This is a genomic window from Castellaniella sp., assembly GCF_049673105.1.
Taxonomy (GTDB): domain Bacteria; phylum Pseudomonadota; class Gammaproteobacteria; order Burkholderiales; family Burkholderiaceae_B; genus Castellaniella.
Map to the genome: position 1 here is coordinate 1 of NZ_JBATXG010000023.1, position 15,015 is coordinate 15,015.

The 15,015-nt window shown below is 64.2% G+C and carries 12 protein-coding genes and 1 tRNA gene; 11 read left to right on the forward strand and 2 right to left on the reverse strand.

Annotated elements, in window-relative coordinates:
* Positions 1-352: 352 nt before the first annotated feature.
* From WBF69_RS09000 to WBF69_RS09040, 9 genes are all read left to right on the forward strand, one after another.
* Positions 353-2,710, forward strand: a complete 2,358-nt coding sequence (locus tag WBF69_RS09000) for a 4Fe-4S binding protein (protein WP_424263356.1) — start codon at positions 353-355, stop codon at positions 2,708-2,710.
* A 54-nt stretch (positions 2,711-2,764) separates the two neighbouring features.
* Positions 2,765-4,672, forward strand: a complete 1,908-nt coding sequence (nosZ, locus tag WBF69_RS09005; protein ID WP_424263358.1) for a TAT-dependent nitrous-oxide reductase — start codon at positions 2,765-2,767, stop codon at positions 4,670-4,672.
* 4 nt (positions 4,673-4,676) lie between these two features.
* Positions 4,677-5,957 (forward strand): nitrous oxide reductase family maturation protein NosD, encoded by a 1,281-nt coding sequence (locus WBF69_RS09010; protein WP_424263360.1) that lies wholly within the window; start codon positions 4,677-4,679, stop codon positions 5,955-5,957.
* Positions 5,954-6,856: an ABC transporter ATP-binding protein gene (locus WBF69_RS09015; protein ID WP_424263362.1), complete on the forward strand. Its 903-nt coding sequence runs from the start codon at positions 5,954-5,956 to the stop codon at positions 6,854-6,856. Before WBF69_RS09010 ends, WBF69_RS09015 begins: the two co-directional genes overlap by 4 nt.
* Entirely contained in the window at positions 6,853-7,683 is an 831-nt protein-coding gene (locus tag WBF69_RS09020) for an ABC transporter permease (RefSeq protein WP_424263364.1), read from the forward strand. The genes WBF69_RS09015 and WBF69_RS09020 overlap by 4 nt, the downstream gene beginning before the upstream one ends.
* The gene (locus tag WBF69_RS09025) at positions 7,683-8,291 is read left to right on the forward strand and encodes a nitrous oxide reductase accessory protein NosL (RefSeq protein ID WP_424263366.1); all 609 of its coding nucleotides are present in this window, start codon (positions 7,683-7,685) and stop codon (positions 8,289-8,291) included. Before WBF69_RS09020 ends, WBF69_RS09025 begins: the two co-directional genes overlap by 1 nt.
* Complete coding sequence (locus WBF69_RS09030; protein ID WP_424263368.1) at positions 8,288-9,286, forward strand: FAD:protein FMN transferase; 999 nt, start codon at positions 8,288-8,290, stop codon at positions 9,284-9,286. Before WBF69_RS09025 ends, WBF69_RS09030 begins: the two co-directional genes overlap by 4 nt.
* Before the next feature lie 59 nt (positions 9,287-9,345).
* Positions 9,346-9,422, forward strand: a tRNA-Arg gene (locus WBF69_RS09035).
* A gap of 119 nt (positions 9,423-9,541) precedes the next feature.
* Positions 9,542-10,486, forward strand: coding sequence for a DMT family transporter (locus WBF69_RS09040; RefSeq protein ID WP_424263370.1), 945 nt, complete (start codon positions 9,542-9,544; stop codon positions 10,484-10,486).
* Here WBF69_RS09040 and WBF69_RS09045 read toward each other — a convergent pair.
* Positions 10,483-12,204 carry a 5-oxoprolinase/urea amidolyase family protein gene (locus tag WBF69_RS09045; protein WP_424263372.1) on the reverse strand — a complete coding sequence of 574 codons (1,722 nt, stop codon included), beginning with the start codon at positions 12,202-12,204 and terminating at the stop codon, positions 10,483-10,485. The two genes, WBF69_RS09040 and WBF69_RS09045, sit on opposite strands and share 4 nt — an antisense overlap.
* A gap of 67 nt (positions 12,205-12,271) precedes the next feature.
* The gene (locus WBF69_RS09050; protein ID WP_424263374.1) at positions 12,272-13,036 is read right to left on the reverse strand and encodes a LamB/YcsF family protein; all 765 of its coding nucleotides are present in this window, start codon (positions 13,034-13,036) and stop codon (positions 12,272-12,274) included.
* A 104-nt stretch (positions 13,037-13,140) separates the two neighbouring features.
* Between WBF69_RS09050 and WBF69_RS09055 the strand changes: the two genes are divergently transcribed.
* Together WBF69_RS09055 and WBF69_RS09060 are read left to right on the forward strand one after the other, a co-directional pair.
* A complete protein-coding gene (locus tag WBF69_RS09055) occupies positions 13,141-13,812 on the forward strand; it encodes a GntR family transcriptional regulator (RefSeq protein ID WP_424263376.1) in 672 nt (223 codons plus the stop codon).
* A gap of 222 nt (positions 13,813-14,034) precedes the next feature.
* Positions 14,035-15,015: a TRAP transporter substrate-binding protein gene (locus WBF69_RS09060; RefSeq protein ID WP_424263378.1), complete on the forward strand. Its 981-nt coding sequence runs from the start codon at positions 14,035-14,037 to the stop codon at positions 15,013-15,015.

Sequence of the window (15,015 nt, forward strand, 5' to 3'; positions counted from 1 at the left end):
GGGGCTCTTTCGCCTTGGGGCGGCCCGGCGGCAAAAGAAAATAGCCCCCACGCTACGCAGGCTATCGCCCGCTTGCTGCCCCCCCAAGGGGGCTCTTTCGCCTTGGGGCGGCCCGGCGGCAAAAGAAAATAGCCCCCACGCTACGCAGGCTATCGCCCGCTTGCTGCCCCCCCAAGGGGGCTCTTTCGCCTTGGGGCGGCCCGGCGGCAAAAGGAAATAACCCCCACGCCGCTAATTTGATCTGGATCAAGGCGCGACCGCGCTCGCGCGCAGGCTTGATCTGGCGCAAAACAAGGGTTTCCCCCAGCCCGTACGATGACGCCATTCTCGACTGTCATTCGCCCTTGTTGTCATGCGCCTCGTCAGCCAGATTTCGGCCCTTGCATCCCGTTGCTCATTCCGGTTTCATCTGGCGCTCTGGCTGTCCGCCTGCCTGATGGCCTTGCCTATCGGCGCGACCGCCCAGTCCCAGGACGGCGCCAAATACCAGGCCTATCAATTCGGCCAAAGCGGCACGGCTCTGGGCGGTGGACCCCGCCTGGGCGCCTTTTTGCAAAAAATAGAACCCGCGCAGATTTTCCCCGGCGCCGACCGCATCGGCCCGGCGGAAGGCAAGCCCACCGTCGCCCGCGCCTACGCAAAAGACACGCTGCTGGGCTACGTCTACCTGACCACCGACATCGTCAATACGCGCGGCTATTCCAGCAAACCCATCGATACCTTGATCGGACTCTCGCTGGACGGCGAAATCGTCGGCGCCAAACTGGTGGAACACCACGAACCCATCGTGCTGATCGGCATCCCCGAAGCCAAGGTAGAAGCCTTCATCCAGGGTTACGTCGGCAAAAACTACATCAAGGAACCGCCGCGCCCCGGCGCACCGCCCCCGGTGGACATCATCAGCGGCGCAACCGTCACGCTGATGGTGATCGGCGACAGCATCACCCGATCCTTGATGGCGGTGGCCCGCGACTACGGCATTGGCCGATCCGGCGCTGCGCAAGCCGCGCCCGTCGAGCAGCGCGCCATCGACATGGACAAGGCCGATACCGAATCCTGGGATGCCCTGCTGGCATCCGGCGCCGTCAGCCAACTGCACGTCAGCATCGCCGACGTCAACCAGGCCTTTGAGAAAACCGGGCGCGCCGACGCCATCGCCAAACCGGAATCCGGCGAACCCGACGAGACCTTCATCGATCTGTACGCAGCTCTGGTCAGCGTCCCGTCCATCGGACGCAGCCTGCTGGGGGATGTGGAATACCGCTACCTGACCGAGCGCCTGGCCCCCGGGCAATCCGCGATCCTGGTGGCCGGCGACGGGCGCTATTCCTTCAAGGGATCAGGCTACGTGCGCGGCGGCGTCTTCGACCGCATCGAGGTCGTCCAGGAAGAACACAGTTTTCACTTTACCGATCTGGACCATCAGCGTCTGGCGGATCTGATGGCCGCCGGCGCCCCGCGCTTGCGCGAAATCGCCCTGTTCACCGTGCCCTCGGACGCCGTCTTCGACCCGATCTCGCCGTGGCGCCTGCAGCTCACCGTCCAGCGGGTGCTGAACGTCAAAGAAAAGGCCTTCACCACCCTGAACCTGAATTACACCCTGCCCGACAGTTACACCAAGGTCAGCGCAGCGCCGGCCAGCAGCCAGGCGGACGCGGCGGGCACCGCCCAGCAGGCGGCGCTGGAACAGGCGCAGGCCGAACTCGAGGCGGCACCCGCCTTGTGGAAACAGATGTGGGCGGCCAAGACCGTGCAGATCGTGATCATTTCGATCGCACTGCTCACCCTGATCGCAGTGTTTTTCTTCCAGGACCTGCTGACCAAGCACGAGGTCTTTTACAAGCGCTTTCGCACGGTCTTCCTGCTCTTTACCCTGTTCTGGATCGGCTGGTACGCCCAGGCGCAGCTGTCGGTGGTCAACGTCCTGACCTTCACCACCGCGCTGCGCACCGATTTCAGCTGGGAATATTTCCTGATGGACCCCATTGTGTTCATCCTGTGGATCGCCACGGCCATGTCCCTGATCTTCTGGAACCGGGGGGCGTTCTGCGGCTGGCTGTGTCCGTTCGGCGCGCTGCAGGAACTGACCAACAATCTGGCCAAACGTCTGCGCGTGCCGCAGATCAAGGTCAGCCACGGCGTCAACACCCGCCTGGCCGGTCTGAAATACATCATCTTCCTGATCCTGTTTGGCATTTCCCTGTACGAGCTGGGGCTGGCGGAAAAATTCGCGGAAATCGAACCCTTCAAGACGGCCATCATCCTGAAGTTCATCCGCGACTGGCCTTTCGTGATCTTCGCCGTCGTGCTGCTGCTGGCCGGCCTGTTCATCGAACGCTTCTACTGCCGCTACCTGTGCCCCATGGGCGCCGCACTGGCGATCCCCGCCAAGCTACGCATCTTCGACTGGCTGCGCCGCTACAAGACCTGCGGCAATCCCTGTCAACTGTGCGCCGTGGAATGCCCCGTCCAGGCCATCAACCCGGAAGGCGACATCAATCCGAATGAATGCATCCAGTGTCTGAATTGCCAGATGCTGTACCACCACGAAAAACGCTGCCCTCACCTGATCCAGAAAAACGCCAAGCTGCGGCGCCACAAAGCGCCTCCGCCGGACGCGGGCCTGCCGGGAGAGACCATCGTCAGCCGCAAGCCCACCGTCCGCCCCCGGGCAACGACCGAATCACAAGCCGTTTCATCGAACCCATAGCCCCGCCCGGCAGGACTGCCGGGAATGCTATGCACAACCCTCTGGGAGACTTTCATGTCCGACCAACACAACGACAAGCCAGGCCTGAGCCGACGCGGTTTTCTCGGCACGGCTGCCATCACCGGCGCCGCTGCCGTCGGCGCCACCCATCTGACGGCGAATGCCAAAGACGACCCGAAGAAAAAGGGCCACCAGAGCGTCGAAGTCGCTCCCGGCGAACTTGATGAATACTATGCCTTCAATTCCGGCGGCCAGTCGGGCGAAGTCCGCATCATGGGCCTGCCGTCCATGCGCGAACTGATGCGCATCCCGGTCTTCAATATGTGCAGCGCCACCGGCTGGGGCACCACCAATGAAAGCCGCAAGATCCTGACCGAAGGCCTGACGCCTGAAACCAAGGCCTATGCCGATTCCATTGGCGGCGTCCTGCCCAACGGCGATGCGCACCACCCCCACATGTCCTTTACGGACAACACCTACGACGGGCGCTACATCTTCATCAACGACAAGGCCAACACCCGCGTGGCGCGCATCCGCTGCGACGTGATGAAGACCGACAAGATCATCGAGATCCCCAACGCCGACGGCATCCACGGCCTGCGTCCGCAACGCTACCCGCGCACCGGCTACGTCTTCTGCAACGGCGAACATATCGTCCCGCTGCCCAACGACGGCACGGTGATGGACGATCCGAAGAAAAACTTCTGGGCCATCTACACCGCCGTGGACGGCGACACCATGAAGGTCGCCTGGCAAGTGCTGGTGGACGGCAACCTGGACAACGGCGACGCCGACTATCAGGGCAAGTATTCCTTCGCCACCTGCTACAACTCCGAGAAAGGCCTGTCGGTCACGGAAATGTCCGCCAACGAACAGGATTGGGCGGTGGTGTTCAACATCAAGCGCATCGAAGAGGCCGTCAAGAACGGCGACTACAAGGAAATGAACGGCGTGCCCGTCATCGACGGTCGCAAGGGTTCCAAATACACGCGCTACATCCCGGTGCCCAATTCGCCGCACGGCTGCAACGCCGCGCCCGACGGCATCCACGTGGTATTCAACGGCAAGCTCTCGCCCACCGTCACCGTCATCGACGTGCGCAAGCTCGATGATCTGTTCGACGACAAGATCAAGGAACGCGACGTGGTCGTGGCCGAGCCGCAACTGGGCCTGGGCCCTCTGCACACGGCCTTCGATGGTCGCGGCAACGCCTACACCACGCTGTTCATCGACAGCCAGATGTGCAAATGGAACATCGAAAAGGCCAAGAAAGCCTACCAGGGCGAAAAGGTCGATCCGATCATCCAGAAGCTGGACGTGCACTACCAGCCCGGCCACAACCACACCACCATGGGTGAAACCAAGGAAGCCGACGGCAAATGGCTGGTGTCGCTGAACAAGTTCTCGAAGGACCGCTTCCTGAACGTCGGCCCGCTGAAGCCCGAAAACGATCAACTGATCGACATTTCGGGCGATGAAATGAAGCTGGTCCACGACGGCCCCAGCTTTGCCGAGCCGCACGACATGCTGCTGGTGCATCGCTCCAAGGTCCGCCCCAAGCACCTCTGGGATCGCGACGACCCCATGTGGGAAGACGCGCGCAAGCAAGCGGAAAAAGACGGCGTCACGCTGGAAGGCGGTTCCACGGTGATTCGCGACGGCAACAAGGTCCGGGTCTACATGGTGGCGATCGCCCCGGTCTTCAGCCTGCCCAGCTTCGAAGTGAACCAGGGCGACGAAGTCACGGTCATCGTCACCAATATGGAGCGCATCGAGGATCTGACCCACGGCTTCACGCTGACGGGTCACGGCATCGCCATGGAAATCGGCCCTCAGGCGACGTCGTCGGTCACCTTCACGGCGTCTCGGCCCGGCGTGCACTGGTACTACTGTCAGTGGTTCTGCCACGCGCTGCACATGGAAATGTCGGGCCAGATGTACGTCAAGCCCAAAAAGGCCTGATGCCATGAAGCACTGCACTGCCCCGCGTTTCAGCACGGCCCTGGCGGCTGCGCTGATCCTGGCCGGCGGGGCGGCGCAGGCGGCGGTCATCGATGTCCCCGCCGGCGCCCGCCTGCAGGCCATCATCGAGACCGCCGCGCCCGGCGACGTGCTGCGCCTGGCGCCCGGCGACTATCCGGGCAATCTGCTGATCGACAAGCCCCTGACGCTGGAAGGCCCCCCTGACCGCGCCGCCCGCATCCTGGGCGAGCGCCAGGGCCGGACCATCTGGGTACAGGCGGACGACGTCACGATCCAGCGCCTGACCATCCGCCATTCCGGCCTGAGCCTGCCCGACATGGATGCCGGCGTCTTCCTGGACAAGACCGCTGCGCGCGCGCATATCGTCGGCAACGACATCCTCGACAATTCCGTCGGCGTCTACCTGTGGGGCTCCCGCGACGCCCTGGTGGAAGACAACCGTATCGTGGGCAACACCGGTTTGCGCGTCAATGAACGCGGCAACGGCGTCACCGTCTGGAACGCGCCTGGGTCCAAGGTGATCGGCAACGATATTTCAGAGGGCCGCGACGGCATTTTTTCCAATAACAGCCGGGAAAACGTCTTTAGCGGCAATACCTTTCATCACCTGCGCTATGCCGTGCACTATATGTATACCAACGACAGCGAGGTCAGCGGCAATATCTCGCGCGGCAATGAAATCGGCTACGCCATCATGTTTTCCCGCCGTTTGACGGTACGCGACAATATCGCCGCCGACAGCGCGCACCAGGGCCTGATGCTCAATGCCACGGATGATTCCCGCATCCAGGGCAATGTGGTCGTGGGCGCGGAAAAATGCGTTTTCGTCTACAACGCCAATCTCAACGAGATGGCCGACAATCACTTTCAGGATTGCGGCACCGGCGTGCACTACACCGGGTCCGAGGGCAACCGCATCCACGGCAATGCCTTCGTCAACAATCAGAACCAGGTCAAATACGTCGGCACCCGCTATCTGGAATGGTCGCTGGACGGACGCGGCAATTACTGGTCCGACCTGTCCGCCTTCGACCTGGATGGCAACGGCATCGGCGACACCGCCTACCGGCCCAACGGCCTGATCGATCAAGTCATCTGGCGCGCGCCCAGTGCGCGCCTGCTGCTCAACAGCCCCGCCGTCACGATCGTGCGCTGGGCCCAATCGCAGTTTCCCGCCATCCTGCCCGGCGGCGTCATGGACAGCGCCCCCCTGATGGCGCCCCCTGTTCCACCCGCCTGGAAACACTACGAGGCCAAGCCATGACCGTGACCGCCCCGCCCATCGACCTTCGCCGCGTGACCAAGCGCTATGGCGCCCTGGCCGCCGTGGACGACGTCAGCCTGTTCCTGGAGCCCGGAGAATGCGTCATTCTGGCCGGCCATAACGGCGCCGGCAAAAGCACGCTGATCAAACTGATCCTGGGCCTGATCCGAGCGGAATCCGGCACCGTGCGCGTGCTGGGCGACCTGGCCGCCAGTCCGGCAGCCGCCCGCGCCCGCCGCCTGATCGGCTATCTGCCGGAAACCGTGGCGCTGCACCCCTCGCTGACGGGTGCCGAAACCCTGGCTTTTTATGCGCGCCTGAAAGGCCTGTCCACCCAGGGCAACGCAGCCCTGCTGTCGCGCGTGGGCATCGCCGAGGCCGCCAAGCGGCGCGTCGGCGGCTATTCCAAGGGGATGCGCCAACGCCTGGCGCTGGCGCAGGCCCTGCTGGGCAAGCCCCGCATCCTGCTGCTGGACGAACCGACGACAGGACTGGACCCCGCCTCGCGCCTGCTGTTCTACGACATCGTGCGCGAACTGCGCGACGCCGGTACCGCCATCCTGTTGTCCACCCATGCCCTGGCCGAACTGGAAGGCCAGGCCGATCGCGTCATCGTCATGCAAAAGGGCCGCAAAATCGCCGATGGCAGCCTGAGCGATCTGCGCCAGGACGCCGGCTTGCCGGTGCGCATCCGCCTGACGCTGGCTCTGGAACCGATCGAGGTCCCCGACGGCTGGCGGCGCATCAGCGCGCACCGTCTGGAACTGACCTGCCCTGCCGCTGAAAAACTGCAGCGGCTGCGCGACGCCCAGGCCCTGCCCCACATCAGCGACATCGAACTGGAACAACCAGGGCTGGACGAAATGTATGCACACTTTCTACGCCGGGAGGACGCATGAACCCGACCCTGATCCTGATACAGAAGGAAATCCGCGACGGCCTGCGCAACCGCTGGGTGCTGGCGATCGCGCTGCTGCTGGCCATGCTGGCGCTGTCGCTGGGATTCCTGGGCAGCGCCCCCACCGGCAACGTCAAGGTCGACCCCCTGACGGTGACGGTGGTCAGTCTGTCCAGCCTGTCGATTTTCCTGGTGCCGCTGATCGCCATGCTGCTGTCCTACGACGCCATCGTCGGCGAGATCGACCGAGGCACGATGAACCTGCTGCTGAGCTACCCGATCTCGCGCCCGCAGGTCATGGCGGGCAAATTCTGCGGTCATCTGGTGATTCTGGCGCTGGCCATCGGTGCGGGCTACGGTCTGGCCGGCCTGGCGCTGCAACTGGCCTTTGGCGGCCTGGACCCGACCGCCTGGGGGCCGTTCGCCCTGTTGATCGCCGCCAGCATCCTGCTGGGCGCCGCCTTCCTGTCCCTGGGCTACCTGATCAGCGCCCTGGTGCAGGAACGGCAGACCGCCGCCGGCATCGCCATCGGCGTCTGGCTGTTCCTGGTGGTGATCTACGACATGGGCGTGCTGGGCGTTCTGGTGGTCGACCAGGGGCGCACGATCACCGAGCCCATTTTGCATGCCATCCTGCTGCTCAACCCCACCGACGTCTACCGCCTGCTCAATCTGACCGGCCATGAAAACATCGCCATGTTCGCGGGCATGGCGGGCCTGAGCGGCCAGGCGACGCTATCCACTCAGACCCTGCTGCTGGCCCAGACACTATGGATCGTGATTCCCCTGGCGCTGGCATCCTGGGCATTCAAGCGGAGGTCGCTCTAATGGCAGACATCCCTTCTTCCGGCTATCGTCCGACTGCCGCGCAACGCGGCCTGAGGTTGCTGGGCGGCCTCGCCATCAGCCTGCTGCTGGGCGCCTGCGGGGCAGGCAGCACCGAGTCCGGCCTGCCCCTGGCGCCCCATGTGATGAACGAACAGGCCGTTGGCCACTATTGCGGTATGAATCTTTACGAACACGTCGGCCCCAAAGGGCAGATCCTGCTGCGCGACCAGGACGTCGCCGTCTGGTTTTCCACCATTCGCGAAGTCTTCGCCTATACGCTGCTGCCGGAAGAACCCAAGACCATCGTCGCCATCTACGTCCAGGACATGGGCCAGGCGGACAAACAGGGCAATCCCCCGACAGATGCCTGGATCGACGCACGCAGCGCCCATTTCCTGATCGAGAGCCGCGCTGTCGGCGGCATGGGGGCGCCCGACGCCCTGCCCTTCGCCCACATCGAAGACGCCCAGGCCTATCGGGAACAGTACGGCGGTCGTATCGTCGGCTTTCAGGAAATGCCCGAGGACTACGTCCTGCGATATCTGGAACCCCTTCCCTCCGTCGATGCAGACGCATCGACGTCCCTCATGATCGGAACACGCTCATGACATCCACCACACGCCGCCGTTTTCTAGGCATCGTCGCCGCCAGTGCAACCCTGCTGGGTTCCTCGCCGCTGCGCGCCGCCATGACACACCCCACGGATCTGCCACCGCCCGCCGTCTGGCGCGGCATCGCGCTGGGCGCGGACGCTCAGATGCAGCTATTGCATCCCGACCCGGTTCACGCACAAAGGCTGATCCGCCTGGCCGTCGGTGAAATCCACCGACTGGAAAAGATCTTCAGCCTGTATCGCGAGGACAGCGCCCTGGTGCGTCTGAACCGCGAGGGCAGACTGGCGGCGCCGCCCGCCGATCTGTGCCGCCTGCTCTCCGAAGCCTGCGCCTTTGCCGAGCTGACAGGAGGCTATTTCGACCCGACCGTGCAGGCGCTATGGCACTGGTATGCCCAGCGCCAGCCCGATTCCCGTTCAGCCACGCCCGATCCAGACAGGCTGCGGCCCATTCTGAATCATGTGGATTACCGGGCTATCCGGATCGAATCGGATCTCATCGAACTGGATCGACCCGGCATGGAAATCACCCTGAACGGGATTGCTCAAGGCTACATCACCGACCGCGTAACCGAACTGCTGCGCGCCAACGGCCTGGAGCATGCCATGATCGACCTGGGCGAAGCCCGCAGTCTGGGGCGCCCCGACGCCAGCCGCCCCTGGCGCGCCGGTCTGGCAGACCCGGAAGACGGCGCCCGCTGGCTGGACACCATCGACCTGCATGACCAGGCCCTGGCGACCTCCGGCGGCTATGGCACGCCGCTGGACGCATCCGGCGCATTGACGCACTTGTTCGACCCCCATACGGGCAGCGCAACGCCGCGCTGGCGCAGCGCCAGCGTGCGCGCCGCCGACGCCACCACCGCCGATGCCTTGTCCACTGCCTTCTCTCTGATGTCGGAGTCCTCGATTCGTGCTACTATTTCGCGCTTTCCAGTACAGGCATGGCTGCTGCCCCCCGATTCGGGGACGCTGATCCGCCTGGGGTAACTGGAAGCACCGCGTGATATGACGGTTTCAAAAAAACATGTTATATTTACGCCTCTTTAGCGGCTGTAGCTCAGTTGGATAGAGTACTTGGCTACGAACCAAGGGGTCGTGGGTTCGAATCCTGCCAGCCGCGCCAAGAATTACCCTGTTGCTTAAACAGGTCAGAAACCGCCTAGGGGCCAACAACCTAGGCGGTTTTTCTTTGTCTGGACTACACAGCTATAGTGTAGTTCCCGCGCCCTCGGAGACGGATCCGTGTCCTTACCCCCCGCCAGCCTCACCACCCGCCAGGTTCTGGCCGGCGTCCTGTTGCTGGTCACATCTCTGTGGGCGCTGTCCGGGCTGGACGCCAGCGGAAAATACCTGATGGGCGCCGACGTCGGCGTCACGCTGTTCGCCGTGTGTCTGGTGCGCTATGGGGTGCATCTGGTGCTGACGATGATCACGATCATCCCGGTCCGGGGATGGAAGGCCCTGCGCAGCAGCCGACCACGCGCCCAAATGGCACGCGGTGTGTCCATGCTGGCGGCCACCATGCTGTTTTTCACCGCCTTGCATTATCTGCCCCTGGGTCAGGCCACCGCGATCAACTTCCTGGCGCCCCTGATCGTGCTGGCGGCGGCGCCCTGGGTGCTCAAAGAACCGCCCTTTCTGTCGCGTTGGGTCGCGGCGGGGGTAGGACTGCTGGGGGTGCTGGTGGTGGTGCGGCCAGGTTCGGGGCTGGATCCTACGGGTACGCTATTCGGTCTGCTGACGGCCTGCGCGCTGGCTTCCCAATTCATCTCATCGCGCCGCGTGGCGGTCGACGATCCGTACACGACGCTGATCTGGAGCGGGGCCGTGGGAACCATCATCATGACGCTGCTGCTGCCTTTTTACTGGCAAGACCTGCTCGCGCTGCCTGGCCGGCTGTCGGCGTTCGAAGGGCTGGTGCTGCTGGGCACGGGGTTCTGGGGATGCCTGGGGCATTTCCTGCAGATCCATGCGTACCGCACGGCGCCGGCCTCGCTGCTGGCGCCTTTCGTCTATTTCCAGATTATCAGCGGCGCCGCGCTGGGCTGGCTGATCTGGGGGCAATTCCCCGACCTCATGTCCTGGCTGGGCATCGCCATCGTCTGCGCCAGCGGCTTCACCATCGGCGTGATCGAATGGCGCCGCAATAGCGCCTCCCGGGCCGGGATCCCCGCAGCAGCATCCTAGTCCGATCGACTCAAGCAAGGCCGCTGCAACTCTGTCCCGGACGCCGGCGAGGGCAATGGATCCGTCACGGGACGAAAGCGCAAGCGCGCCCCGACCGGCATCTGCGCCAGTCGGTCCAGTTGCGTACTCAGCACCACGGCAATGACCGGATACCCGCCGGTCAGCGGATGATCGGCCAGGAACAGAACGGGCTGCCCGCTGGGCGGCACTTGCAGCGCCCCCGCGACGGTCCCCTCGCTGGGCAGTTCCCCCTGGCGAGCGCGCACCAGCGGTTTGTCCCCCGCCAAGCGCATGCCCACCCGATTGGACTGCGGCGTCACGACCCAATCCTGCGACACCAGTCGGTGCACAGTGTCGGCATCGAACCAATCATCCCTCGGCCCCAGCACCACATCGAAAGTCACGCGGTCTTCCGCGCGGGACACCTCAGTTGCGCCGAATGCCGGCGCGGCTGAATCAGCGCCCGGCGCCATCGGTGGACCGATCAACACCCGATCACCCCGCTTCAGCGGCGCGGGACCCATACCGGCCAGGACATCGGTAGCGCAGCTACCCAGGACGGCTGGCACCGCCCAAGCGCCCTGCACCGCTACATAGCAGCGCACACCGGCGCGAACGCGACCGATCCGCAATTCATCGCCCTCGTTCAACACGATGGGATGGCCAGCCGCCGCAGGCAGACGGATGCCCGAAGCCGACGTCACGACCACGGGCGCCGTCGCGCCGGTCACCGCCATCACCGCCCGCCCGCGGCACAGCAGCCGCAAACCGCCCAAGGCATGCTCCAACACCGGCGAATCAGACGGATTGCCCACCAACTGATTGGCGCGATGCATGGACTGCCGATCCAGCGCACCGGACCGGGAAACCCCCAATCGGGTCAGACCAGGCCGGCCTGCGTCCTGAATCAGCGTCTGCAAGCCCGCATCCAGCACCTCGCAGGCCGCTGCCGCGACTGACGCGGCGACGTCCGCAACAGGCGGTGCCGGGGGATTTGTCTTGGCCGCAGGCAAACTCACCGTGACCCCAGGGGCGTCCAGATCGCGGAAACGGACCCGGAAACCCGGTTGCACCAGGGCGGGCTCTGCCCGTTCCATGTCCCACATGCGCCAAGGCGTCTCGCCCAGCAGCTGCCAGCCGCCCGGACTGTCGGAGGGATAGACGGCACTGAAATCACCTGCCACCGCCACGGATCCCCCAGGCACCCTCACCCGCGGCATGGCATGTCGCGGGACGCCGTGAAAACAGGGGTCGCCACCGGCCAGGTACACGAAACCCGGCGCGAAACCGGCGAACGCAGCCAGATAGTCGCTGCCTGTATGGCGTTCGATCAACTCGGCGCGCGTCATACGGATCAGGCTGGCGACCGCCTCCAGGTCCTCGCCCGCATAACGCACGGGGATTTCCACACGTCGAACGGCGGCGGTTTGGCCAGCCCCCCCGCGCGGCCCCGAGGGACCGGCCTGCGTCTGCGTTGCAGCCACCCGCTGCAGCCAGGCCGTCACATCCCGCGCGCTCAAGACGGTCGGGCTGAATAACACCAGCAGTGTGCGAGCGGCGGGAATCACATCCTCTACGCCGGCAGGCCAGGCCCCCACCAGGGCCTGGAACAAGGCCAGGGTCTCATCCAGCGAACCCAGCTCCGCCAGCACGGCGCTATCGCCCGCCGGCAGACACCGCAACCCAAATTCGCGCTTGGGGCGGCCCTGCGCGCTCATGTCGCCCCCTTGGCGCTACGCGCCATCCCCCCAGGGGGGAATTCGCGCTTGGGGCGGCCCGGCGCGCTCATGTCGCCCGCGCATCCACAAAGGGCGTCAGGGCGATGCCGGCGGCTTCGAGCCGCGCCCGCACGGTGCGGGCCATGGCCACGGCCCCTGGACTGTCGCCATGCACGCAAATGGAATCCGCCTGCAGGCGCACCCGTGATCCGTCAATCGCCGTCAGCTCGCCCGTGAGCACCAGGTCCAGCATGCGGTCGGCGACCTGATCCGGATCGTGCAGCACGGCGCCGGGTTCACGGCGCGACACCAAGGCACCGTCAGCCGTGTAGGCACGGTCGGCAAAGGCTTCCGCCACGACCCGCATGCCGCGTTCCCGCGCCCAGTCCAGCAGGGCCGATCCGGCCAGCCCCATCAGGACCAGATCCCGATCCAGGCTTTGGATGGCCGTGATCACATCGGCGGCCTGGCGCGCATCATGGGCGATGGTGTTGTACAGGGCCCCATGCGGCTTGACGTAGCGCACACGGGTGCCCGCCGCCGCCGCCAGGCCCTGCAAAGCGCCGATCTGATAGACCACATCGGCCACCAGTTCGCGGCTGGTCGGATCCATATTGCGCCGACCAAAGCCGACCAGATCCGGATAGCCGACGTGCGCGCCCACCGCCACCCCCCTGGCGGCAGCTGCCCGCAAGGTGTCCAGGATACCGGCGGGATCCCCGGCATGAAAGCCGCATGCCACGTTGGCGCTGGTGACGATCTCCAGCATGCTGGCGTCGTCGCCCATATGCCAGGCGCCAAAGCTTTCCCCCAGATCACTGTTCAAGTCCATGATGTTTCCTTATCATCCCAAACAATGCGATGGATTGTTGAGCAATCCGCCCTATTAAAAAACAATTCGCCGATCAACCGGCCACCCACACACCCGAGGCTCTCATGCAATCCCGGCATTATCCCAGCACTGCCCCCTCTCTGAGCCTGGCCGATAGCGTCGCCGAAAACCTGCGCCAACAACTGATTCAAGGCCAATTGCACGCGGGACAGCGCCTGTCCGAGGCCAGCCTGAGCGAACAGCTGGACGTCTCGCGCAATACCCTGCGCGAGGCCTTCCGCATCCTGGTCAAAGAAGGCCTGCTGCACCACGAGCCCAATCGCGGCGTGTCGGTCGTGGTGCCCAGCATCGCCGACATCATCGACATCTACCGAGTACGCCGCCTGATCGAATGCCAGGCCCTGGCCCAGGCGTGGCCGCGCCACCCGGCCCACAAGCGCCTGAGCCAGGCCACCGACGCCGCCCGGCAGATGCGCGAAACCGGCGACTGGCAGGGCGTGGGATCGGCCAATATGGCTTTTCATGCCGGCATTGTCGCCCTGGCCGACAGCGCCCGCTTGTCGGCGATGTTCGCCGACATCGCCGCCGAACTGCGTCTGGCCTTCGGCCTGCTGGACGACCCGGAATATCTGCATGCGCCTTTCGTGGACCAGAACATCCATCTGTTGAATCTGTTTGAATCCGGCGACACGGCCACCGCTGCGAAAACCCTGGAACATTACTTGATTCAGTCCGAACGCATGGTGCTGTCGGTGTATGCCCAGCGCATCGACTAGTGCCGCATCGCTTTATGATGGAACAATCAATGCCAGATCATTGAACAAATAAAGGCTACATCACCTACAAAATCATTCTTATTGTTGAAAACCCTGATGGTTTCCAGCGTCTGGCTGCGCTACTGTTTCTCCTGGTCATCGCCTGGACCAGGCCCGGCCTGCTGGTCGCCGCCAGTCTTCATGGCCTTGCCTCCCGATCACGATCCTTCCGGAGACTGCCTGATGAAACGTCGCACTTTCTTCACCGCTACCCTGGCTGCCGGCCTGGGCCTGGCGTTCAATGCCCACGCCGCCACACAATGGGATCTGGCGTCAGCCTACCCCGCCTTCAATTTCCATTCCCAGAATCTGGAACAGTTCACCAAGGACGTCTCAGCCGCCACGAACGGCGACCTCAAGATCACGCTGCATTCCGGCGCATCGCTATTCAAGATGCCCGAAATCAAGCGCGCCGTGCAGGGCGGGCAAGCCCAGGCCGGTGAATTCTTCATGGTCAGCTTCCAGAACGAGTGGCAGCCCTTCGGGCTGGACGGCCTGCCCTTCCTGGCCAGCAACTACGACGAAGCCTGGAAGCTCTACCAGGCGCAACGCCCCGCCCTGGAAAAAAAGCTCGACCAACAAGGCATCAAACTGCTGTATGCCGTGGCATGGCCGCCGCAAAGCATCTACAGCAATAAACCCATCCAGTCCGTGGAAGACCTGAAAGGCATGAAATGGCGGGTCTACAGCCCGACCACCGCCCGAATCGGCGAACTGGTCGGCGCGCAGCCCGTCACCATCCAGGAAGCCGAACTGACCCAGGCGCTGGCCACCGGCGTCATCGAGGGCCTGATCACGTCCAGCGCCACCGGCGCCGACAACAAGCTCTACGAAAACATGAAGTACTTCACCAACGTCCAGGCCTGGATTCCGAAAAACGCCGTGGTCGTCAACAAAAAGGCGTTTGACGCACTGCCCAAGGCCCAACAGGACGCCGTGTTGAAGGCCGCCGCTCAGGCGGAAGAACGCGGCTGGAAAACGTCTCGCCAGGTAGACACCGACTCCATCGCGAAACTGAAGGCCGGCGGCATGCAGATCGTCGAACCGTCCGCCGAACTGCGCGCAGGGCTGGCCAAGGTCGGCGACACGGTCATCCAGGAATGGACGGCCAAGGCAGGCGACGACGGCAAGCAGATTCTGGACGCCTACCGCGCCAGCAAGTAA

Excerpts from the sequence above, each read along its gene's own strand:
- WBF69_RS09000 (WP_424263356.1), top strand. The coding sequence starts at position 353 with ATGCGCCTCGTCAGCCAGATTTCGGCCCTTGCATCCCGTTGCTCATTC.
- nosZ (WP_424263358.1), top strand. The coding sequence starts at position 2,765 with ATGTCCGACCAACACAACGACAAGCCAGGCCTGAGCCGACGCGGTTTT.
- WBF69_RS09010 (WP_424263360.1), top strand. The coding sequence starts at position 4,677 with ATGAAGCACTGCACTGCCCCGCGTTTCAGCACGGCCCTGGCGGCTGCG.
- WBF69_RS09015 (WP_424263362.1), top strand. The coding sequence starts at position 5,954 with ATGACCGTGACCGCCCCGCCCATCGACCTTCGCCGCGTGACCAAGCGC.
- WBF69_RS09020 (WP_424263364.1), top strand. The coding sequence starts at position 6,853 with ATGAACCCGACCCTGATCCTGATACAGAAGGAAATCCGCGACGGCCTG.
- WBF69_RS09025 (WP_424263366.1), top strand. The coding sequence starts at position 7,683 with ATGGCAGACATCCCTTCTTCCGGCTATCGTCCGACTGCCGCGCAACGC.
- WBF69_RS09030 (WP_424263368.1), top strand. The coding sequence starts at position 8,288 with ATGACATCCACCACACGCCGCCGTTTTCTAGGCATCGTCGCCGCCAGT.
- WBF69_RS09045 (WP_424263372.1), bottom strand. The coding sequence starts at position 12,204 with ATGAGCGCGCAGGGCCGCCCCAAGCGCGAATTTGGGTTGCGGTGTCTG.
- WBF69_RS09050 (WP_424263374.1), bottom strand. The coding sequence starts at position 13,036 with ATGGACTTGAACAGTGATCTGGGGGAAAGCTTTGGCGCCTGGCATATG.
- WBF69_RS09055 (WP_424263376.1), top strand. The coding sequence starts at position 13,141 with ATGCAATCCCGGCATTATCCCAGCACTGCCCCCTCTCTGAGCCTGGCC.
- WBF69_RS09060 (WP_424263378.1), top strand. The coding sequence starts at position 14,035 with ATGAAACGTCGCACTTTCTTCACCGCTACCCTGGCTGCCGGCCTGGGC.